The organism is Algoriphagus ratkowskyi (assembly GCF_002150505.1).
Lineage (GTDB): Bacteria > Bacteroidota > Bacteroidia > Cytophagales > Cyclobacteriaceae > Algoriphagus > Algoriphagus ratkowskyi.
The window spans coordinates 1-24304 of record NZ_MSSV01000011.1; the positions used below are offsets into that span (position 1 = coordinate 1).

General features: G+C 40.1%; 11 protein-coding genes and 1 pseudogene. All 12 read left to right on the top strand.

Annotation, left to right across the window (positions count from 1 at the left end):
• A pseudogene (locus BVH02_RS12450) lies at positions 1-1227 on the top strand (SusC/RagA family TonB-linked outer membrane protein); the annotation flags it as partial.
• Between the two features lie 20 nt (positions 1228-1247).
• The gene (locus tag BVH02_RS12455; protein WP_086501782.1) at positions 1248-2732 is read left to right on the top strand and encodes a RagB/SusD family nutrient uptake outer membrane protein; all 1485 of its coding nucleotides are present in this window, start codon (positions 1248-1250) and stop codon (positions 2730-2732) included.
• 125 nt (positions 2733-2857) lie between these two features.
• Positions 2858-4516, top strand: coding sequence for a sodium:solute symporter family protein (locus BVH02_RS12460; RefSeq protein WP_086501783.1), 1659 nt, complete (start codon positions 2858-2860; stop codon positions 4514-4516).
• A gap of 7 nt (positions 4517-4523) precedes the next feature.
• Positions 4524-6812: an FAD-dependent oxidoreductase gene (locus tag BVH02_RS12465; protein ID WP_317045429.1), complete on the top strand. Its 2289-nt coding sequence runs from the start codon at positions 4524-4526 to the stop codon at positions 6810-6812.
• 183 nt (positions 6813-6995) lie between these two features.
• Positions 6996-9584: a beta-L-arabinofuranosidase domain-containing protein gene (locus BVH02_RS12470; protein ID WP_086501784.1), complete on the top strand. Its 2589-nt coding sequence runs from the start codon at positions 6996-6998 to the stop codon at positions 9582-9584.
• Complete coding sequence (locus BVH02_RS12475; protein ID WP_086501785.1) at positions 9581-11887, top strand: TIM-barrel domain-containing protein; 2307 nt, start codon at positions 9581-9583, stop codon at positions 11885-11887. The genes BVH02_RS12470 and BVH02_RS12475 overlap by 4 nt, the downstream gene beginning before the upstream one ends.
• A 6-nt stretch (positions 11888-11893) precedes the next feature.
• On the top strand, positions 11894-14197 hold the full coding sequence (locus BVH02_RS12480) for a discoidin domain-containing protein (protein ID WP_086501786.1): 2304 nt from the start codon (positions 11894-11896) through the stop codon (positions 14195-14197).
• Between the two features lie 58 nt (positions 14198-14255).
• A complete protein-coding gene (locus tag BVH02_RS12485) occupies positions 14256-15758 on the top strand; it encodes an alpha/beta hydrolase fold domain-containing protein (RefSeq protein ID WP_086501959.1) in 1503 nt (500 codons plus the stop codon).
• A 300-nt stretch (positions 15759-16058) separates the two neighbouring features.
• Positions 16059-18191 (top strand): TIM-barrel domain-containing protein, encoded by a 2133-nt coding sequence (locus BVH02_RS12490; protein ID WP_158093887.1) that lies wholly within the window; start codon positions 16059-16061, stop codon positions 18189-18191.
• Between the two features lie 241 nt (positions 18192-18432).
• Positions 18433-19884 carry a helix-turn-helix domain-containing protein gene (locus BVH02_RS12495; protein ID WP_086501788.1) on the top strand — a complete coding sequence of 484 codons (1452 nt, stop codon included), beginning with the start codon at positions 18433-18435 and terminating at the stop codon, positions 19882-19884.
• A gap of 546 nt (positions 19885-20430) precedes the next feature.
• Positions 20431-21069, top strand: a complete 639-nt coding sequence (locus BVH02_RS12500) for a 3-keto-disaccharide hydrolase (protein ID WP_223271742.1) — start codon at positions 20431-20433, stop codon at positions 21067-21069.
• A 31-nt stretch (positions 21070-21100) separates the two neighbouring features.
• Positions 21101-24277, top strand: coding sequence for a DUF7133 domain-containing protein (locus BVH02_RS12505; RefSeq protein ID WP_086501790.1), 3177 nt, complete (start codon positions 21101-21103; stop codon positions 24275-24277).
• Positions 24278-24304 lie beyond the last annotated feature (27 nt).

Genomic DNA, 24304 nt, shown 5'->3' on the forward strand with positions numbered 1-24304 from the left:
CCACAAAATAACAAGTATGGATTTTTTCCAGCAGTTTCCGCTGCCTGGAGAGTGTCTGAAGAAGACTTCTTCAAGAATATCAGTGCAATTTCTGATTTTAAGATTCGAGGATCTTATGGTTTGACAGGTAATGCAGGGGCTATTTCACCTTACCAATCTTTGGCAACCATTGGCTCTGGATCTTCCTATAACTTGGGCAATTTGTATGCAACAGGTTTGGCTCCTAATGGAATTGCAAACCCTGATTTGAAATGGGAACGTTCTTTTCAGACAAATTTTGGTATTGATTTAAGTTTTCTTGATGATAGATTCAACTTCGTAGCTGACTATTATATAAAGAGAACTGAAGATCTACTTTACACTAAAATATTGCCACAGAGTTCAGGCTATGGTTCTATCGTAGGTAATTTTGCTGAACTACAAAACAAAGGTTTGGAAATGTCCTTGTCTGCGGTTGTAATCAATAAGGCGCTAAACTGGAATGTCAACGCAAATATTTCATTTAATAGAAATAAAGTGCTTGGACTTGATGGTGATGTCAATGAAGCATTCGTCAACTCTTACAGTGTAGTTTCTGTAGGTCAACCCTTAGGTGTATTTAAGACATTTGTTTTTGATGGCATTTATCAAACAGGAGAAGAGATTCTTCCAGGCTCTGGAAGTAGAACTGGAGGTACCAAAGTAAAAGATGTCAACGAGGACGGAATGATATCTAACGCTGACCAGGTAATTACGGGAAACCCTAATCCTGACTATGTTTTTGGAATATCTAATAACCTTAGCTATAAGGGTTTTGATCTGAATTTTTTCATTTCAGGTTCTGTGGGTAATGATATTTATAATGTGAGTAGATATACTCTTGAAAATCCTTTGGGTAACAGAAATGTTCTTGCAGGTCTTGCTGACAGATGGTCTCCTACAAATCCTTCTCAGGAGTATGTGTCTGGTTTTCAAGGCGGAAGACTGCCGATTTCAGATCGCTTCTTGGAAGATGGTACCTATATTAGACTAAAGAATATCTCGTTAGGCTATACTTTGACAGATGTCAAAGGATTCCAGAAGATTCGGGTTTACCTGAGTAGTAATAATTTGCTGACTAGCACAAATTATACAGGATATGATCCTGAGGTCAACTCTTATGGTGGATCTAACACAGCTATAGGAATTGACAACTTGGTTTACCCTGTTGCTAAATCATACTTGGTTGGTGTCCAGATATCTTTCTAACTCCCAAAAAAAATTACTAAATGAAAAATTTACTTTCAATACTTTGTGTCATTTGGCTCGCTTTCGGATTAACATCCTGTGAGCTTCAGGAAGATGTTTATTCTAGTATTACTACAGATAACTTCTTCCAAACTGCCGGCGATGCCGAAACGGCTTTAATAGCTGCATATGATCCCATGGCTGATTTGTACAATGCGGCTACGCATTCTTCAGATTTTGGTACAGATCAGATTTATCCACGACCTGTTGTGGCTAGAGATACTTATACCTTGTTTACTTACGACCAAAATTACTCTTCTCAAAAAAGTTTTGGTAGAACTTTCGAATCTCCTTTTCAAACATGGACCTCATGCTATGCGGGTATAGAACGAGCAAACTGGATTCTTGATAAAGTTCCAACTATTGTAATGGATCAAACTAGGAAGAGCTCAATTTTGGGGGAAGCGTATTTCCTGAGAGCTTTCTATCTATGGATGCTTACCAAGAACTTTGGTGATGTGGTGATTAAAACTGCTCCAAGTAAAAGTGAACTTGATGCTTATAATGCAAAAAGTTCTGTGGCTGAAGTATATGGTCAGATTTTCGAAGATTTAGATCTAGCAGTTATGAATTTAACTTCATATGCTACACAGACACCTCAATTTGGAAGACCGTCCAAAGAGGCCGCTATGGCTCTTTATGCAAAAGCTGCTTTGTATGGTGGTGAATTTCAGACTTCATTAGATATGGCAGAGGCTGTTATTAATTCTGGAACTTATCGCCTATTGGATTCTGTAGAGGATGTATTTGATGTGGATAAAGAGACAGAGGCTCGTGCCGAAAACATTTGGTCTTACGAGAGTATTTCTGCGGTGCCTGGTAGAGGAACTCAAGTACCTTCCTTATATGGACCTGCAAGTAGCTCAGGACCTGAATATGGCAACAGTTCGTATGGATCTGCCTTTGCTTATCAGTCTTTCTACGATTCATTTGATCCAAAGGATCAGAGAAGAAATCTCCTAGCTACTTCATACATCAATAAAAGTGGCGTAGTTGTACCTCAGGAAAAGATCACTCCAGTAACTACAGACGGTGTCTTAGTAGGCAAATTTAAAGATCCGAATTCTAACGGTAACAGTTATGCTATTAACCTCCCGATAATCAGAATGGCAGATGTCTATTTGATAGCTGCAGAAGCAGAAGCTAAGTTGAATGGATCATCCAGTAAAGCTTATGGTTTTATAGATAAGGTTAGAAATAGAGCTGGTTTGGATGATCTTAAATCTGGATTAGGTAAAGAAGAATTCATTAATGCAGTAATTCAGGAGAGATCTTGGGAGTTATTTGGTGAAGCCGATAGATGGTATGACTTAACTAGGACTGGGAAATTTTTAACAGTTATTCCAACCGCGGTTAATTCTATTTTCCCTGTAAGGAAACCAGAACCGAAGCACCGTTATTTCCCTATTCCTTTGGATGAAGTAAATGCAAATCCGCTTTTGGAGCAAAATCCTGATTGGCAATAGAGATTCTTTTACCCGTAGTGTACTAGTGAATTTTACACTACGGGTAATTTTCAGTTCAGTGCTACATCGATAGCATATCAATAAACAAACTCTCAGCAAGCCTTAATAAGTTTGCTCATTTTAGTATGGATTACCTCGATTACACTACCATTATTCTCTTTACCCTGATCATCATGGTTGTGGGTTTATCCTTTGGAAAACAGGGAGGAGATATGAAGTCTTTCTTCGCTGCTGGAGGAGCCGTTCCTTGGGGAATAAACGGTCTTTCGCTGTTCATGAGTTTTTTCTCCGCAGGTACTTTTGTGGTCTGGGGATCAATTGCTTATGAGTATGGGCTTGTAGCGATCACTATACAGATGGCTATGTGTCTAGCTGGATTTTTGATTGGGTATTTTATAGCACCCAAGTGGCGAGGAACCAATGCATTAACAGTAGCAGAGTACTTGACCAAACGCTTTGGGCAGAAAGTCCAAAAATATTACACCTACCTCTTTTTGTTTTTGTCTCTAGGCTATACAGGTGCTTTTCTATATCCTGTTGCCAAAATCGTCAACGTTTCTACTGGTTTTGATATCTACTATTCTATTCTTCTTTTAGGAGGAATCATCATGGTCTATACCGCGGTAGGAGGTCTATGGGCAGTGGTGGTGACAGATGTGCTACAGTTCGTGATACTTACAGCTGCAGTATTGATTGTATTGCCTTTATCAATAGATAAAGTAGGTGGACTAGCCACTTTCGCAGAAACTGCTCCTGAAACCTTTTTTAATGTATTTAATGGGGAGTATACTCCGCTATTTATAATAGCATTCTGTGCGTACAACTTAGTATTTATAGGCGGAAACTGGGCCTATGTGCAGCGCTACACCAGTACCAAAAACAAGAAATCAGCAAGTAAAGTTGGCTATTTATTTGGCGCTTTATACTTGGTAAGTCCGATTATATGGATGTTGCCACCAATGATTTACAAAGTAATAAATCCTTCATTACAGGGATTAGAGGCTGAAGGAGCCTACCTCATGATCTGTAAGGAAGTGCTTCCGGTTGGAATGCTTGGACTGATGATCGGAGGGATGATTTTCGCCACTGCCAGTTCTGTAAACACCTCATTGAATTTGGCCGCTGCAGTTCTTACAAATGATATTTACAAGCCCCTGAAACCAAAAGTATCGGATAAAAGTCTGATGCGTTTTGCACGATTGTCTACACTAGTATTTGGTATTTTGACTATCGGAGTCGCATTTTTGGTACCTCTTGCTGGAGGAATAGTAGAGGTAGTTTTGAGTATAGGTGCTGTGACCGGTGGGGCACTTTATGGTCCTGCTATTTGGGCCTTATTCTCAAAAAAGCAAAATGGCACTTCAATTCTTGGTGTGACGATCATAAGTTTATCGGTCAACCTGTTTTTTAAATTTTTGTCTCCAACGCTCCTCGGTTTTTCTCTAGATAGAAGCGAAGAAATGATACTGGGAGTGGGACTTCCTTTCCTAATGCTTTTGGCATATGAATTAATTGGAAAAGAGAACGCCAGAGATCCCAATTCTTACGCCATCGAAGAGGTAATCGATGAAGCCTCAATTTCAAGCGGAGAGATACAGAATTTGTATGGGATCAAAGTGCTTTCAATAGCGATGGCTACCATCGGCGCTTTATTCCTGATTCTTACATTTTGGGCGGATCAAGCTGCCATTTACTTAATGATCCTTGGTGTAGTGATCACCGGATTAGGAGGCTTGCTCTATCGGTATGCCACACAGTCTTTTAAACTTCAAAAAGAGAAATAATTCATTTATGCATACTATGATACTAGAAGGTATTGAAAGCGGAAAGAGAAAATCTCATTCGATAACGCTAGCTTCAGATTTGGTGATTGTGGGTGGGGGAATGGCTGGCACATGTGCCGCAATTACTGCCGCAAGAGAAGGTTTGAAAGTTACTTTGGTTCAAGATCGACCTGTGCTCGGAGGAAATGCTTCCTCGGAAATCCGACTTTGGGTACTTGGTGCGACCTCGCATATGGGTAACAATAATCGCTGGGCTCGAGAAGGAGGAGTTATCGATGAGTTGATGGTCGAAAATATGTACAGAAATCCAGAAGGTAATCCGATTATTTTGGATACCATCTTGATAGAAAAAGTGTATTTGGAGGACAATATCAAGCTTTTATTGAATACCAGTGTGTACGAGTTGGAGAAAAGAGGTGAGGATCAAATTGACTTTGTCAAAGCCTTTTGTAGCCAAAACTCCACTGAATATATCCTGTCTGCGCCCTTATTTATGGATGCATCGGGAGACGGGATACTTGGATTTTTATCCGGTGCTGCCTTTAGAATGGGAGCTGAATCAAAGGAGGAATTTGATGAGCAATTTGCCCCTGATCACAAGTATGGAGAGCTTTTGGGACATTCCCTTTATTTCTATAGCAAAGACACAGGCAAGCCTGTTCGCTATATAGCTCCGGCATATGCCAATACAGAATTATCAAAATTGCCAAGATTCAAAACCTTTAACCTTCGGGAAGATGGCTGCAGACTTTGGTGGGTAGAATATGGTGGACGTACGGATACCATACACAACAGTGAAGATATCAAATGGGAGCTATGGCGGATTATCTATGGAATTTGGGATCATGTCAAAAACTCTGGTCAATATCCTAATGTAGAAAACCTGACTCTAGAGTGGGTGGGCACTATTCCTGGTAAAAGAGAAAGCCGAAGATTTGAAGGAGATTACATCATGCATCAAAAGGATGTGGTAGAGCAGCGAGAGCATTTTGATGCTGTTTCTTTTGGTGGATGGGCGCTAGATCTTCACCCTGCAGACGGGGTGTTCAGTGACAAACCTGGATGTACTCAATGGCATTCCAAAGGTGTCTATCAGATCCCTTTCCGAACGATGTATAGCAGAAACATCAAAAATCTGTTTTTGGGCGGAAGATTGATTAGTGCTAGCCATGTCGCATTCGGTTCTACACGAGTGATGGCTACCTGTGCTCACAATGGTCAAGCTATTGCAATGGCTGCCAAGCTTTGCAAAGAAAGGAATTTGCTTCCATCTGACCTGCTTGCCAGTGAACCTATGAAAGCGCTACAAACGCTCTTGATTCAATCGGGACAATACATTCCTAAATTGAGTTTAGGGTTAGAAAACAACTTTCTACAAGATGCTGAAATCCAAGTTTCCAGTGAACTTGAATTGAGTTCACTTGCAGCTGATGGACCATGGAAATCGTTGGAATTCTCTATGGCTCAGTTGCTTCCTGTATCAGAAGGACAACAGCTTTCAGTGAAGTTGATTATCAAGTCGAAGCAGAAATCTACGCTGAAGCTTGAAATTAGAAAGAGTCAGATCCTTGGTAATTATACCTTAGATGAATTGGTGGAGCGAAAGGAAATAGATGTCAACGAAGGGGAACATTCCTACCAGATTAACTTTGATTTTAAAAGCGACACAACACAATATGTGGCTTTATGTCTAATGCAAAATGATGAATTGGAAGTAAAATGCTCTTCAACACGCTTGACGGGAGTACTTTCGATTTTCAATAAATTCAATAAGTCAGTTGCGACTAGTAGTATTCAATCTCCTCCTCCGGGAATTGGGATTGACGAGTTTGATTTCTGGGTTCCGGAAAGAAGGCCAAATGGTTACAATCTTGCCTTTGAATTAAATGATCCTCTGAAGGCCTTTGGAAAGGACAACTTAAGGAATGGAATATTCAGACCAACGGTAAAACCTAATGCCTGGGTTGCATCTATTGAAGACAAAAATCCTCAACTAAAACTTAGCTGGAGCTCGATCAAGTCAATAAAAGAAGTGACCTTGTTTTTTGATACTGATTTTGATCACCCGATGGAGTCTACATTGATGGGCCATCCTGAATCTGAGATTCCTTTCTGTGTTAAATCTTACAGAATTAAGGATGGGAATGGTAAGCTATTGCATACCCAGGAAGCTAATCATCAAACGATTAATATCATTTCATTTGAGCAAGCTGTCAGTACCAAGGAACTGATTATCGAATTGGATCACCCAAGTGAGAGCGTTCCTGCTGCATTATTCGGACTGATCTGTAAGTAAAATTCTTAATTGAAATTTTATATGAATAGCGAAGAGTTGCCAGTAGACTTACTTTCTTAGGTTTGCTGGCAGGAAGACCGAAGACGGGTGACCGATATGGTCTCAATTCTTAAGTTTTACATGCCCTATCAAGCATTTGTCAGGTTAAAGGCAAAGGCAGATACACATATAAATTAACTAATAATGAACCCTAAATTTCTTCTCTATAGCCTTTTCCTACTGATTTCTGGACAGCTATACGCTCAGCAAAAGGTTGCACTATCAAATCAGCGAATTCAGATCGAATGGACCGAATCTGCCAAGGGTTGGGAGATCTCCAACCTATCCATTAGGAATGGGGAATTTTGGCAGGCAATAGAACATACCTCTGGAGAGTATATGCTGCTTTATGCTGATGAGAAACCAGGGGATGAACCTCAGGAGGAATTCCTTACGAGTACAGGCAAGCCATTTCCAGGAGAAGAATATAAGTACATCATATCCACCTGGAAAGAAAGAACGTCTCCTGTGAATATGAATACTGCTGGGGAGGAATTGAGATTTTATCCTGACAAAGCTGAAAAGCTGAATGATTCAAGTATTCGATTTACAAAGACTACGGATAGAGGTAAGATCACGAGTGTTTGGACACTAGCTTCTGGGAATTCTACGGATATTTCTATTCGGCAAGAAATGAAGTCAACGCTGAAGGGATATTATTCTCTGGCTAGTCCCACACTGCTTACCATTCCTGAATCAGAATTGCAATGGGCTACCGTTCCAGGATATTTTCATGGGAAAAAATTAGAAGAAAACATTCCGCTGTCCTATGCTTATGGGAATGGGGTTCCTGCTCGACCTATCGTGTTTAGCGAAAATACTGCGAGTACATTGAGTCCTATGATTACCTCAGCAAAGGGCTTTACAATTGCAGTCATTCCTGATCCGGGATTGGATAGAGATCCATGGGAAGCCGATGAGAACACACATTCCAAATGGCAAATTGGACTTTCGCATATGAACAGAAATGCGCAATTGTCACCATCCATTTACTATCCTGTTTTGGGAGAGGTAAATAGCGAAATGAAGCCTGGGGATACCATGAATTATGGATTTCGGGTAAGCATTGACACGGTGGATTGGTTTGCTATGCTAAATCATGCGGTTTATGATGTTTATGACTTTGAAGCTGGATTGAACCTCAGAAAAAACAAACAGTCTTTGAGTAATAGAGTGGAAGAGATGCATGACTACCTCATGGATCCAGAAACATCTTTATGGCGTACTGAGGAATTTGATGGGAAGGAAATCGGAGCACAATCCTATCTAGGAGGGGTGGTAGGGTCTGATAAGGACGCCATGAAGAATGCTGATTATGGAGCTATGTGGATGCTTGCAAAAAGCACTAAAAACCAGCAAATCAATCAGCAAATACTTCCATATGCTCTGAATTTTAAACTGAAACAACAACAAACCACCGACGGCTTTTTCAAGGGAGCGGCGATTGGTCAATATTACCTTTACAAATCGAAGAAATTTGTAGAAGAGTGGGGGCAGATGGTCGAGCCAATTGGTTTGATGTATTACATCATGCTTGATGTGGGAAATATCTTGCTTTTTGAACCTGATAATGCTGAGCTGCAGCAACGCTTGAGGTATGGTGCCGATCTATTGGTGGACTGGCAGAAGGCTGATGGCAGTTGGGTTGCTGCCTATGAGAGAGACGAATCGGAGATCTTTGAAGAAGTGAAGGATTTCAGACCGACTTTTTATGGATTGCTGGTAGCCTACAAGTTATTGGGCGATCAAAAATATCTTGATGCAGCTATAAAAGGAGCTAATTGGTTTATTGCAAATGGCGTTGAAAATGGAAGCTTTTTAGGCGTATGTGGAGATGTACGCTACATGCCTGATTTTGCAACTGGGCAAAGCGCACAGGCATTTTTAGATCTTTATGATCTAACCCAAGACGAGGCCTATAAAGATGCGGCGATTGCGACAGCAAAGATTTATACAACACATGTCTATACTCATCCCATTCCTACACAAACTGTAAAATCTGTAAACGGGAAATCACTGCAAGATTGGGAAATCGCACAGGCAGGCTTGAGTTTCGAGCATGGAGGAGCGATTGGTTCGGCAAATGGTCATGGCCCTATTTTATTGGCAAGTCATGCAGGGATGTTTATCCGGATGTATGAATTGACGGGAGAGCAGATTTTTGCAGATATGGCACGTTCAGCAGCTATTGGACGTGATGCCTTTGTAAATAAAGAAACGAGTGTTGCTTCATACTATTGGAAAGTCATGGATGCTGGTTCGGGCCCTTTCCCTCATCATGCTTGGTGGCAGATCGGGTGGATTACGGATTACCTGATGGCTGAGGTGGAAGTGCGCTCCAATCAAAATATCGTATTCCCTCGCGGATTTATCACGCCGAAAGTTGGGCCTCATCAAAGTTATGGTTTCGCTCCTGGGAAAGTGTTTGGTGAAAGGGCAGATCTGAGGATTTTAACAAAAGGCCTAACAGTTAGTAATCCGTCTTTGGAGCATATCGTTGCAGAATCGGAGGATGGAAAAACTCTTCATATTATCCTATTGAACCAATATTATCAACAGCAAGAAGGTACGATCATGTTGGATTTGAAAGAAGCTGGAATAGCCTCTGATGTAAAATCCATTCAGGTTTTGGATGCCAATGGGAAATCTATCAAGAAGGTGGAAAAAGAAGGGAAATGGAATGTAGCGATTGAAGGATTCGGCATGTCAGTATTGAAAATAGAGTTGCAATGAGATCGTTATTTCTAGAAATTAAGTCATTTGTTTATTTACTCTTTTTTCCAATAATCCTGCTTTTTAGCTCCTGTGATGGGCAATCATCTGAGGGAGATTTGATTCGAGTTGAATCGAACTCGATCACACTCCAACTGAGCAAGGCGAATTCTACATTTGCTGTAGTGGATAATTTGGGAAAGGAAATCCTTCCTGCACATGCTATTTCTGGAATTCTTTTTACTGATAAAGACATTTCGCCTTCCTCAGCACAAGTAGAAAGCTATGAGTTAAGTGGAAATGAACTTCGCGGAAAACTGAGAAATTCGGAAGGCCTTGCGGCTAATTTCCGAATGGTATTAGAAGCAGATCAGCTACATATAGAAATTTGGGCAGCGCAAGAAGATTCCGAATTGGTGATGGAAATTCGTACAGCGAGCATGTCGCCAGTTTATGGCTTAGGAGATCATGGAGGATATGAGGGGAAGACAGACTTGTTTGGCTTTAGAAACGATCATTTTATGAATGATAAAACGGAAAGCTACAACTGGAATCATTATCGGTTTATATCCACATTTGCCATTTTTCCATCCAAGGGAATTGCTCAGGTGATATTTGACAAAGGTGAAAAAAGAATCGCGATAGACTCTGTAGAAAACAAAATGGGGGTGAGTGGCGCTCCCAAGCTTAACGCATATTACTTTTTTGGAGAGCCTAAGCAGCTGTATCAAAGCTATAATGAAGTAAGAAAACTTGAGGGCTATGGAAGTAAGAAGCCAAAATTTGATTTTTTTGAAATTGGCTACGAAGCATTTGGTTCCCTAGGTTGGAATACCTATCAGTCTTCCGTTCAGGAGGATATTTCTACTTATTTGGTAAAAGGCTATCCCTTAAAATGGGCGGTTGTAGGCAGTGGTTTTTGGAAAGGAGAACGTAAGAAACCAACTGAAGGTACGACCACTTCCTTTGGGATTTGGGACAGTCTTCCTGAAGCTGGAAGGAACGATGGTCTGCCCAATCCAAGATATCCGAATGTCCAGGAACTGAAGGGATTCTTCAAGGAAAGAGGAATTAAACTTCTGTTGGGAAGTAGAATCAATTTTAAAGCATTGCTAGAAGATGGAGGCAATTATAATCCTACAAATGATGGTTCATTTGTCTTAGAGGCAATGGATAAGGGATATTTCATCAAAAATGAATCTGGGTCAACTGAGGTTTTTGATGTCAATTTTCCTTCGGGAAAAACCTATTTACTCAATACGGAGATGCCTGAAGCCGTAGAATGGTTTGTTTCCAATTTTGACAAATGGGGAGTAGATGGTATCAAGGAAGATCTCATGCTTCAAGATGGTGTATTGTTGAATAATGATGGGAAGCAGAATCCTGTTAACGCGGCTTTTATGGATAAAGGCCAAATGGTCATGATTAGAAATTCTGCCTTTGGAGTTCCCGGTGATATCCTTCGAATGGAGGATACCAAGTATGGTTTTGATCAGGATCGAACGCCTATTAATGCGCTTAGTTATGCCTACAGCGGAGTTGGGAATATCTATCCAGATATTGTTGCAGGGAAGTATTTGACGAATCCCTTGACGGAAGATCAGAAGCGATATTTTGTTAGAAATGCAATGCTTGCAGCAGTAATGCCTGTAATGTCTCTGGGTTTTGGCCCTTGGCACATGCAAAATGCAACCTATGAAGCTTCAGTGAAAAAAGCCGTGGACATGCACGTTCAGCTTGTACCCTATATATATAATGAAGTGATCAGGGGATTTGAAACTGGTTTTCCTTACGCGATGACACCACTTCCATTGGCTTTTCCGCAGGATGAAAACACTTTTTACCTAGCCGATTCGACCAAACGTCAATACAGCTGGATGATTGGAGAGTCCTTGTTGGCTACTCCCGTTTTTGGAAATGATTATGCTACAGCACAGTCTAGAGATCTTTATTTACCAGCAGGAAAGTGGATGGATTGGGAATCGGGAGAAGTATTGGAAGGTGAAAAAACCTATGCTGATTACAATTTCCCAGATGATAAATTCCCATTATTTATAGGAGGAAATGATTGCATCGTACTTCGCAAGAATGACAAAATCTACCTTTATTATTTCCCTTTAAATTTCAAGGGAAAGGATTATGAATTCACTTTTCCTGATGGAGAATCTCAGGCCCTGATAAAAACACCAAGTGGTGCAGGAAAATCCTATAGCATCACCGAAGCTGGAATTGCTCCCAGTGAATTAGCTTGGGATGAAGCAATGAAGGGTTATTTCTTTGAGATTAAGCCAGGGAAAACGTATACGATACAAGAAAACAGATAAGAGAGAATGAAATATACTTACATCAAACTAATCGTTTTTGCTCTTTGGTTAAGTTCCATAAGCATAGTACATGCACAGCAAAATAACCTGTCGCTGACGGGTACTGCAAGTGCAAGTTCTTCCCAAGAAGGATTCAATCCAGAAAAAGCAATTGATGGAAAAACTGATCCATCGAGTAGCTGGAAAAGTGATTCCGAAGATGAATTCAGTTGGCTAATGGTGCGGTTGCCTGGTGCAACTGAAATTTTGAGAATCGATCTGACCTTGGCTGCTAGTTCAGTCATTTTGCCTGAGTTTAAGCTTCAGATCATGCACAATGGAACATGGCAAAACGTGCAAGAGGTCAAGGGAAATGATCAAAAGGAAATATCCTTAGAATTAACAAAGCCTGTGCTTTCGGATCGTATTCGATTTTTTGCAACAACGAATAAGGAATTAGCCATCACCGAATTGGCCATCTATGGTCAAGAGTATGTGGATAGTACTGCGATGGATGTCAAGAAGATTTTGGTCAATCAAAGTGGGTATAATCTCAATAGACCAAAACGTTTTTCAGCACCTAGCTTAGCGGCTGATGCTGATTTTAATGTAGTCGATCAGTCCACAGGACAGGTTGTTTTCAAGGGGAAGCTGACTAATCACGTTGGGGACTTCTCTGATTTCAATCCCTTATCATTAGATGATTACGCGATTGTGGTGGCGGAGGAAGAGTCATTTCCTTTTCGCATTGGAGTGAATTGGATGGAGCGGGTGAGCTATCGAAATATGGTAGACTTCATGATAGGTTCCAGACATTACCTTGGTACTACCGATGCAATTAGGTCTCTATCATGGGCATGGAGGGACGGTGATTTTTTTAATTGGGCCCAGCAGAGTTTGGTATCCCTTTACCTTTCCAATCCTGCCGCTTTTGAAAGAATGGAGCAAACTATTCACTATGTTCCTAACGATTCATTTTCTGAAGAATATGAAGGTGCCTGGGGCGCCTTGGAACCGTATGCTGCAAATACCCCAGATATTGTACAGTTGATCCACTGGGATGCAGATGTGAAAATCTCCCATAAACTAGAGCATGAAATGCAAAAGGCGGAGTTGGCTTACTTTCTATATGCTTGGCCTTATTTGAAGCAGTGGCTACCTCAGCAGAATTTTGATGTGGTATATGCCTATTTGCAACAAACCTGGGAAAAAGAGACGGTAGAAGAATACTCTACTACTAAATATGATTTGAGTCCAAGCCATAATTTACTGGCACTTAAAACAAAGTTGGGCACCACCAAAGGAGAGCTTCCTCCTGGGCATTCTGTGATTCCAAATTTGATCATGTTTGAAGCAGCGAAAAGTAAGGGTGACCCTGAAGCTCAGAAGTACTTTGATGCAGCATTCAATCAGTTGGACTGGATGATCAAAAATCTGGATTGGAATGATCCGATGACTACAAAAGGGCAACGCATGTCTGAGCATATTACGATGAGAGCCTTTGCGTTCTTCTTCTCTGAATATCCTGAAAAATCACCTTCGGGATTAAAATCGAAAGTGGCAGACTGGGCAAAAGTTGCAATTTCAAGATCTAATAATTATTGGGACTTTAGAAAGTTTAGTGAGGATGAATGGACACCTCCAAGTTGGAATGAGACAGGTAATGTATTAGGTCTTCCAGCGGCTTTGTTTTCGGCGATGTCAGTCCTGGAAGATCAAGAAATAAAGCATTCTTTGGAGATATTAGCTTGGTCTCACTTTGACAATTCCTTTGGCAGAAATCCTACAGGAAGGCATTTTTCATTTAGAGGACCTGCCGAAATAGAAGGAGTGGAGCTTGGTTGGTATAGCTTTCACAAGGGAGGAATTGGGCTGCTCGATGAAGTAAAGTTTGTCTTCGATGGTTCTCCGAAATCCTTCCATTACCCAAACCATCCAGAAGTTGGAGATCTGGGTTGGACAGAAGGTTGGGTTCAGTTTAATACCGCTTTCAATACGAGTATGGGCTATATGGCAAATTACTATACTTCCATTACTATGGAGCAGCAAAGCGATGAGTTGATTATCAAACTTAAAGCATCATTGAATTTTGACCCTACCAAAAAAGAGCCTGTCAACCTATTACTTAGCAATAGTAATGGACAAGATATCTGGGTGGAATTGGTGGAGGAGTCTCCTTATTCTGATGTTTATATTGGCAAATTTAAGATTACTAAAGGAAGCGTGGAATCAGGAGCAAAGAGCCTTGCGGTGAAATCCGGCGATGAGCTTACTGTTAAGTATGGATATGGTTTTATGGAAAAAGTGGCTAAGTTGACTGTTGAGAATTGAAGGATTTAATGCAATCAAACTCATAAGTTGGAGATCAGGAAATAATCTAAAATGCTCAATGATACATCACTTTAGTGCTAGTAAATATGTACTCAGGCTAGCTTTGATCGTATCTGTACTATTGCTAGTTTCTCTATATTCTATGGCACAGAAAGTACAAGTTGGACAGCAAAAGAACTATACCTTACTAGGACTTGGAGACTCTATTACTGAGGGAGGAAAGGACTTTTCTTCCTATTTATATCCACTTTGGGAGAAGCTATTTGTGGCGGGATATCAGGTTGAGTTTATTGGACCAAATCAAGCTCAAACAAGTATTGGAGGAATTGCTCATGCAGGATATAGTGGGAAAAATGCTGAGTTTTTAGGGGAAAATATTGACAGTATATATTCCAAATATCCAGCAGACATCGTGTTGCTGCATGCTGGTCACAATCATTTTGCAGAAGAGAAGCCCATAGAGGGAATTATTGCTGCGCAAAAAAGTATCGTAGAGAAAATCAAGCTTATAAATCCTGACGCCAGAATTTTGCTTGCCACCGTGGTAGAAAGCGGTAAGCTGCCCAAGTATTCTTATATACCTGAATTGAATAGCGGACTTGAACAACTGGTATCTGAGTTGCGGAAGTCATACGATGGGATCTACTTAGTAGATCAGTCAAGAAAATTCGACTGGCAAGAGGATACTATTGCGGACATGGTACATCCAAATGATAGTGGTGCGAAAAAAATGGCGGGCGTATGGTTTGAAAAACTCCAAAAAGTGCTAGACAAGCCTTCTGAAGCATTTAATCCTAAAATAGTAAGCTATAAAAACACAGATAGGGAGACATTAAAACTGCATATTTTTGAAAATTCGAAGGAGTTCAAAAATGAAAAAAGAGCATGTATTGTTTACTTCTTTGGTGGGGGCTGGAAGGTGGGAACAGCACTACAGTTTTATAGAGAAGCTGCATATTTCGCTTCCAAAGGCATAGTTGCAATTACCGCTGACTATAGAACAGAGTTTGATAATGGCACAACTGTTTTTGAGAGTGTAAGTGATGCCAAATCAGCCATCCGATGGATTAGGGCAAATGCCGATAAGTATGGGATTGACCCGGATAGAATCGCTGCAGCTGGAGCCTCAGCGGGAGGTCATTTAGCGGCCGCTACAGGTACAATTGCCCGTTTTGAAGAGTCTAATGAAGATCATACAATAAGCTCCAAATCAAACCTTAATCTGCTATACTATCCAGTTTTGGATAATGGTCCGGATGGGTATGGGTCTACTGAGATGAAAACTAGGTATAAAGAGATATCTCCTTTGCATAATGTCAATGTAGATACACCGCCTACTTTGATACTTTTAGGTACAGAAGATCCCTATTTGTCTGAACGTAAAGCGGAGGAATACATGAATGCCCTTCAAAATTTTGGAATTGACGGGGAATTGAAAATGTACCAAGGAGCGGCACATCCTATCTTTTTGTATCGCAAAGGCTACTCCGCGACCTATTTTCAAATGCTTCAAGATTCAGAGGATTTTCTAGAAAGACATGGATATATGAAAGGACTTTAGAACTGAATTAGGTTTAATAATAAAAAACAGTTCGGTTTTGACCACTCTAAAGGAAGTGAGTGTGTGGATATAGACCATTCTAATGAGTTATAATTATTGTAATTACACCAGTATCCCTGTTACATGAACGATAAGATTAACTAAGTAAGAGGTGAAGTAGATTTATTCTAAGATTGAAGACCTAAAAGTTTCTCAATCTATTACCTCTTCTATATAATTTGATCAGTAAAAATACCTTTTTAAGCAATGAAATTTATGTGCACACGGTCAGGATTTATTGTCCTCCTTTTAGTTGTGTTGATGTCACTAAGCCTTCAGGCACAACAAATTACATTGAGCGATGGTAATTATCATTTACGGATAGATTTAGAACCGCTTAGATTAGAGCTTTTAAAAAACAATGGTGATGTTTTGGTTCCCGCACATAGTGAATCAGCTCTGTTGTTCAATGATTATGAGGCCAGTTCTGCCAAAATCATCAACAGTAGCCTCAAAGAAGTTTTGTTGGAAGTTGCCTTCGCAAATAAAGAACATGCACATGTGACCATTAAATTTGAAGCAGGTGTAGTTTTAGTAGCTATAGATTCTCAAAGCAATCAACTGCATAAAACTTCTGTAAGATTTGGAGGCATGGACTATGCCTTTGGCTTAGGTGATGCTGGAGGATGGAATAAAGAACTCAATTTAATAGGCGAGGTAGAGAAATCGTACGACTTAATCAATAATGGGGGTTCTAATAGGTGGATGAGCTCATTCGCTTTGTTTCCTAAAAACAATTTTGCTGGTGTTCTCTTTACACCTGGAAAAAAATCAGTGACCTTATCAAAGGAAAATTATTCTTTGAATGTGGAAGGAAAAGGTTCGTCCAGCTTTTATTTTTTTGTTGGAGATATGTATGAAATCTATGGTAAATACAAAGTTGTTAGAGAGGCAAATGGATTTGAAGATGTACTACCCAAATCGAGGCTTTTTGAACTGGGATGGGAGTCTTGGGATGCCTTGGGCTGGAATACCAATGAGGAAAGTATCAAGAATATATTGTCAAAGTTCCTTGAGGCCGGCTATCCAATCAGATGGGCAGTAACTGGCTCTGGATTTTGGGATAAAGGCGGTACGACAACCAGTTTTGGTAAATGGGGAGAAAAATTCCCTACACCTGATGTACTTAGGCAGTGGCTACATGGTAAGGATATAAGCTGGATGATAGGGCAGAGAACAAATTTTATCCCCTCTGGCGGGCCTTATTATCCATCTACTGCTAAGCGAGATAAGAATTTAAAGGTTGATTCATTTTATGGCAATGAATTATCAGATTTTGGTGTTGAGCAAGGATTTTTCGTAAAGGATAAGGATGGTAAAACTCTTCAGTTTACCTCATCCATCTTCCCAATTGTACCCAGCTATTTGTTGAATGGTGAAAATTTGGAGGCAGCTGAATGGTATTTTAATCATTACAGGAAATGGGATGTGGATGGTATCAAGGAAGATACCATGATGGATCTTGATTCATTAACTGGAATATTTAATCATCCTTTCAAAAATATAAGTGAGGGAGGAGGACTGGTGATGGCTCGAAACGGAGAGTTTGTCGCTCCTGGTACTTTACTCAGGATTAATGATACCTCAGTTGGTGAGAGAAATTCTAGAATTCCCATAAACTACTTTCAATATGCATTTTCAGGTTTTCCAAATGTGTATTCGGATGTTGCAGGGGTTTATAACATGCATAATCTAAGTCAACTACAAGCGAATATAAGCCACGCATGGTTACTCTCTTTAACTGCTGGAATGGCGGTGGGAGCATATCCTGAAACTTGGCCACTAAAGGAAAAATTAACTTTAAAGAAGGCTATTGATTTTCACTACAGCTTGGGGCCATACCTGTACAGCGCAGCAATGAAAAGTTTTCAGTCAGGTTTCCCGTATACGTTAACCCCGCTACCTCTAATCTACCCTGAGGATAGCGCTGTTTATGATTTGAAAGCTTATCAATGGATGATTGGAGAATCAGTTTTAGCTGCTCCCAAGCTATCAACTGACCAGAGAGACCACCTTGTATATTTACCAAAAGGAATATGGTTTGACTTTGAAACAGGGGAAAGGTATGAAGGAGCAACCTATTTGACCCTTACTGACTTTGACCTTAATAAGGCACCAATTTATGTAGGAGGAAATGGGGTAATTGTCCTGCGAGAAACAGAACAAGAACAGTATGCTCATATTTACCCGGTAGGACAAAAGGCAGTTTCTTACGTTCATTATTTTGGTAGCGATACTGTGAGCAGTACGATACAGGTAAGTGATCTTGGAGGAGATAAACCAGTTTTAAGAGATCTAAATGATCAAAAGGAAATCCCATATCAACTGGACAGCAAAACAGGAAAAGTTATTTTTTTACTTAAGGAAGGGAGGAACTATGCGATTACATTTTAAAGTAGACAGGAAAGATATTCTTCATTAAAAACCTCTCCCTTTGGAGGGGAATGAAACAGGTTGATTACATTCGTCCTTCAAGAACCATTGTGCTTTGATGGTAAATTGTACAACTAGTAGCTGACATTCGGATCCAATCACGTAAAGGCCTTCCTTTTTCAGCTCGCGAACATTATTCTTGCAATCAAGCTGATTTGTTGCTTTACACTTACAAAATAAACAGGATTATATTTTACTCAGGATGCGATCAGAGAGATTATATTTTGGAAATGGATTTTTAGCATTTATATTTTTCTTTTTCTATTCCTGTCTTCCAAAGGATAACCCGGATATTGTTTTGGAGGATTTTGAAGATGGCAGCTATCTCAATAAATGGGAGATTCAGGGCACGGCCTTCAATGCTCCTATAAATATTGACTCTATACCAGAGAAAAATTTTAATGTACACGGTAAGTATTTTGCATATTCTGTATTTATAGATTCGGGATCATTTAGAGGAGTTGGGAAGCTGATTTCTAACCGTTTTACTATCAATAGAAAATTTTTAAGTTTCTTAATTGCTGGACATCAGCACGAAACTAGATCCAGCGTCAATCTAATCATCGATAATACCATAGTAAGAACGGCTACTGGGAAAGATGATTTAATACTTAGAGAGGTTGTTTGGGATATTGAAAAATATCTGGGAAAGGAAGCCTATTTGGAAATAGTGGATGCCTTGGCTCCTGATTCAGAAAATGGGTATGACAACAGGGTGTTGGTTGATCACCTTCTTTTAACAGATAAAAAAGTAGATCGGATTACGGTCTTTGAAGATTTTGAAAGTGGAACATTCAATAACTGGCAAGTAATTGGTGAAGCTTTCTCGGAGCCGAATAGCAGAACAAAAGTTTATTGTCCTTTATCAGCAAACGGCTACAAAGGAAATTATTATGCTTTTAGTTTTGGTGATAAACAGGATGCCAGACAAGGAAAACTTGTTTCTAAACCATTTAAGATAGAGTATGATAAAATACAATTTTTGATAGGAGGGGGAAGTCATGAAGGTGAGACATGTATTAACCTTTTAATTGATGGGAAGGTGGCTCGTTCAGCTACCGGAGACGATGATGGGAATTTGAGGCTTAAGGAATGGGATGTAAGCAGCTTTAAGGGAGAAATGGCTACCATAGAAATTGTAGATCATCATTCTGGCTCATGGGGACATATCATGGTAGATGAAATTGTTTTTTTTAATAACCCATGGTGGCAGGAAGTTGCTAGACTAGCAGGGGTGATTTTTGTAATTATTTTAATAAGCTCTGTGCTGATATTTTTTCAGATTCGGAATAGGCCCAAAAAAGAAATTTCCGATACGGATCGAATCAAATTAGAAGAATTAAAAGATCAAATAATAGCTGATAAAGTATTTTTGAACCAAAAATATAATGCAAAAATATGCGCTGAATCTATGGGGATAGATTCAGATAACATTGAACAGTTATTTCTAGCTGGAGAAGGGAAAAGCTTTTCGGAATTTGTAAACGAGTTGCGAGTCGAAGAATTTAAAAAAGAGTTGAATGACCCCAAAAACAAAGCCTATACCATGATTTACATAGCAAATCAATGTGGCTTTAGTTCCAAAACTTCATTTTATAGGATCTTTAAAGAAGTGACCAAAATTACCCCTACCGATTATAAGAAGCAGTTATAGAAAATTGGAATTGCTTTTAGGTATTTTTTTCCTGTTTTAAAATCAATAAGTATGCTCTAGCTTAGCAACTATTGAGTGAAGTGTTTTCATGCTATTGTTTAAAATTCTCCGGTTTTTATATTCAATCCTTTAAATGTTAAATTATTAGAGGATTAACACCCGTTGAAAGTTGGCAACCTTTGTTTTTCTTAAGCTTGACAGGACATGCCGCACGATGATAGGTAAGTTTCTTCTTGATTGCTACATTAGGAAGTATAGTTTAATACAAGTTCCTAAAATTTAGCGAGATGGAATCTCTACAAACATTCTTATCGGCATTAATAACTCAATCATTTTTTTGTAAGTTATTGAATGCACTTAGATCATGCATCTGATTGGGGGTTTTAGCTTTTGGGATGTCCCAAAAGCTGTCTGGGACTTTTTTGGCTTGTTTTAGTATAGCAGAACTTTCATTTGATTGTACTTTTCACAAAATGAACCCGTAACCAAAATAAATACCTGAACAATCACAACGAAATACCCAATCGAAAGGAGCAACTGAGCAGCTTGAAAACCTACACCTTGATTTTGGTTTTTGTTTTAATCGGTAATTTGAGTTGCTACGCCCAAAGTAAAAGTCATACGACTTCGCTATTTGATGGCACCTCCTTACAAGGTTGGGAAGTGGTAAATCCGGAAAACGGAAAATTCTGGTCAGTAAAGGATAGTGTCATTACGGGTGGGGATGGAACAATCAATATTCCGACAAACACCTATTTGCGTACGACTGAAAGTTTTGAAGATTTTGAATTTCGTGCTCTTTTCCGCTTAACTGGTGATCACAGCACTGGCCTGATCAACAGCGGTATTCAATACCGATCCCTTATCGAAGGAAATACTATCATCGGGTATCAGGCTGATATAGGAAAGGGGTATTGGGGAGATATCTACGATGAGCACCGTAGGGCCAAGCTTATTGGCGGAGATCTCAGCACGCTCAACGATATTTTGAACGAAGATGGCTGGAACAGTTACATCATTAGGTGTATAGGAAACAAGCACGAACTGTATATCAATGGGGTCAAAACGACTGAATATTTCGAAATGGACTCTGAAATTCCATCAAATGGTGTCATTGGTATTCAGTTGCACAGTGGCGGAAACGCCAAGATTGAATTTAAGCACATTACCATCACCAAGCTTTAAGAATTAATAACGGAACAGTTAAGCATTACAAATGAAAAAAGCATTCTATTTATTCTTTAGCGTAATAATCTTTGCCGGTTTTAGCTGTAAGGAAAAATCATCTACCTCAGAAAGAGATGCTGCAGGTAATGAATACATTGATTACAACCGTAAAACCCAGTCTGCCAGAACGGAACTGTTTACTCCTGAAAAGGAATTGGCAGGCTTTAAAGTCCCTGAAGGTTTTGTAGTAGAATTGGTAGCCAGTGAAAGAGACGGAGTGGTTAATCCTATCCACATGGCTTTTGACGATGCTGGGAAATTGTGGACCCAAACCGCTGAGATGTATCCTTTGGATCCGGTAGCCGATATCGCTTGGCAGGATTTATTAAAACTAATGGACGATCCTGAAGCTCAGGAAAAGGATCCAAGTTTTAAAAGAATTTTTGATCTGTATCGTGGTAAAACTAAAGGGACGGACAAGATAGTTGTGCTTTCTGATCTTTATGGAAAAGATGGCGTTACCTCTACAGTTTGGGCAGATGGACTTGCGATATCCCAAAGTATTTTGCCATACAAAAATGGAAGTTATGTTGCTCAAGGTTCCGAACTGTTTTTCTTAGAGGATACAGATAACGATGGAAAGGCAGACAAACGGACGCCTTTGTTCACTGGTTTTGGAATCACCGATACACATACCATGGCACATGCACTGGTTCGTGGACCTGGTGATTGGATCCATTTTAGCCATGGAGCCTTAAATAAGGGAAAAGTAAGTTCGCTTGTCAGTGATGCTGAAGTGCGAATAGACTACAGTAAAATCGCTCGTTTCTCACTAGACTCCAAGAAGATAGAACTGGTTAATTCCGGTTTGAATAATATCTGGGGATATAAGCTTAGGGGAAATGGGCAGTGGTATGGTATGGAAGCCAATGACATGGGATATTCCATCGTTCCCATGGAAATAGGGACGGGTTTTCCGGGAATAGGTAGTGAACGTCTTCGTTCCTATCAACCTTGGATGCCAGAGTTACATAAATTTCGTATAGGAGGAACTGGTATCTCTGGACTTGCTTTTGCAGATGACCTGGAAGGAAGTTTCCCCAAGGAATGGAAAGATGTAGGCTTCATTGCAAATCCCATTACCAGTTCTATCAACGCTGTGAGAATCGTACGCAACAGCGATGGTACCGTGACAGCCGAACATTTACCAGACTTTTTGACTTCAGAAGACGATTGGTTCAGACCTGTCAATATGGAGTTTGGACCTGATGGTAGCTTATACATTGCCGATTGGTACAATAAAATAGTTTCCCATAACGAAGTAGGGACCACGCATCCAGACCGAGATAAATCGCATGGACGTATCTGGAGAGTTCGCCATAAATCTCAAAAGTCTCGGGCTATTCCAAATTTTTATGAAGTAATAACAAGTGAGCTTGTAGCCTATTTGAAGTCTCCATCTATATGGGCAAAAAGGGCCGCATGGCACCAGATCTCTGATCGTCCGATTGAAGAAACCCGTGGCCTTGCCAAAGAACTTGTCTCGCTCGCTTCCGATAGCGCTCAGGATGAAATCACCAGAATAGTGGCTCTTTGGTCACTGGAGGGTATAAAGCATTACGATCAGAATCTGATGAAGGCTTTATTGGATACTCGATCAGATAACCTTAGAAGAGAAGCTGTTCGTGCATTGCAGTCATTTCCACTAGATGCAAATGCACTCGCAACTTTACTCAAAAAACCATCCTCTGATAGCAATCCCATGGTACGATCTCAGGTGCTGCGGACCTTGGAAGCAGTTAATACTGCGAATGCAGAAACTATTGGAATACTAGTCGGAGCCTGCAAGGCGCCATTGGAAGGAAATGCTATGGGTGGTGCATACGAAAGAAATTTTGAACGGTTTCTTGCCAGAAAAGCACTAGAGAACTATCCAAAAGAGCTGTTGAATTTCATCAGATCTCCTGTTGCAGCACAATACGAAACATCCAATTTGATATGGGCTAGTCAAGCATTGCCAAAAGCTGAAAAGGAACAAGTATTCATAGATCTATGGAAGAAAAATAACCTAAAGGATCTCGACGAAGTGACATTCGTGCTTGTGGCTGAAATGCTGGGGAACAAGAACGTATTGAACCTAGTATTACCAATTTTAGGCAATGAGGAAAAGGCAGTGGAACATGTTTCGCTCACCTTAAAGAATCTAGCTAAAGTACAATCAGAGGAATTGACAAAAGCATTGAAAGCACCTATTAGGCATTTGCTAAAAAGCGCAGATGTGTCAAAACAGATGTTAGGATTAGAGGCCGTTGGTAAATTAAAAATCCTAGGCCTAAGAAACGAGGTGTTGCCGTTGGTTGATGCTAATTCGTCTTCTGAAATGATCAAATTGGTCATGTCCGCGCTTAACAACCAGCCTACTGAAAACAAAGAAACGTTCATCAAGCTTTCACAGATGGAAACATTGGAGGTTGAGTTACGGGCTTCAGCTGTTCAGACTGTTGCCATTGCAGATTTAAATGCAGCCAATAAAATTTTGGCTAACTGGGTACCCAATCTGGATTTGGAGCAAAAGAAAAAGGTCATCAACCTATTGGCTAATTCTAAAGAAGGTAGCAAGCTCTTAAAACTGATACTCAAAGAAGAGCTAATCTCTGCCAATGAATTTGATCTTTCAAGCGCAGAAAAAGTATTCCAATCAAATACAGCCGATGAAAAGGGGATACAACTTTTTGAGCAGGTGAAGAAAAGAATCAAGGAGGAGAAAAGTGGTTTGGAATTAAGATTACAGACATTTATGGCCATAGCGGAGAAAGGAGAAGGAAACCCCAAAAATGGTAAAACTCTTTTCCAGACCTGCCTCATGTGCCATGGCGTAGGAGACCAGGGGTTTGATTTTGCACCCGCTTTGGATGGATCTTCTTTACGTGAAAATGAAGCCTTGCTGACTGCGATCCTTGAACCTGATGCTGCTGTGGAAAGTAATTATTCTATCTATCGGGTGACCAAGAATGATGGAAGTAATATTGAGGGATATCTAGTCAAAAAAGACGATAGAGGTACCACCATTGGGTTTATGGGGGGCAGCAAACAGTTTATTCAAGCTTCTGAAATTAGATTCGAAGGTCATTTGGGTGGTCGTTCATTTATGCCTAAAGGACTGATAGATAATTTCTCGGAAGAGCAGGTGTCAGACTTGTTGGCCTATATAAAGACGCTCAAATAACTATAGCAATGTAATCCTGGGACAGAG

Excerpts from the sequence above, each read along its gene's own strand:
- BVH02_RS12505 (WP_086501790.1), top strand. The coding sequence starts at position 21,101 with ATGAAAAAAGCATTCTATTTATTCTTTAGCGTAATAATCTTTGCCGGT.
- BVH02_RS12470 (WP_086501784.1), top strand. The coding sequence starts at position 6,996 with ATGAACCCTAAATTTCTTCTCTATAGCCTTTTCCTACTGATTTCTGGA.
- BVH02_RS12460 (WP_086501783.1), top strand. The coding sequence starts at position 2,858 with ATGGATTACCTCGATTACACTACCATTATTCTCTTTACCCTGATCATC.
- BVH02_RS12495 (WP_086501788.1), top strand. The coding sequence starts at position 18,433 with ATGCGATCAGAGAGATTATATTTTGGAAATGGATTTTTAGCATTTATA.
- BVH02_RS12485 (WP_086501959.1), top strand. The coding sequence starts at position 14,256 with ATGATACATCACTTTAGTGCTAGTAAATATGTACTCAGGCTAGCTTTG.
- BVH02_RS12465 (WP_317045429.1), top strand. The coding sequence starts at position 4,524 with ATGCATACTATGATACTAGAAGGTATTGAAAGCGGAAAGAGAAAATCT.
- BVH02_RS12455 (WP_086501782.1), top strand. The coding sequence starts at position 1,248 with ATGAAAAATTTACTTTCAATACTTTGTGTCATTTGGCTCGCTTTCGGA.
- BVH02_RS12475 (WP_086501785.1), top strand. The coding sequence starts at position 9,581 with ATGAGATCGTTATTTCTAGAAATTAAGTCATTTGTTTATTTACTCTTT.
- BVH02_RS12480 (WP_086501786.1), top strand. The coding sequence starts at position 11,894 with ATGAAATATACTTACATCAAACTAATCGTTTTTGCTCTTTGGTTAAGT.
- BVH02_RS12490 (WP_158093887.1), top strand. The coding sequence starts at position 16,059 with ATGTCACTAAGCCTTCAGGCACAACAAATTACATTGAGCGATGGTAAT.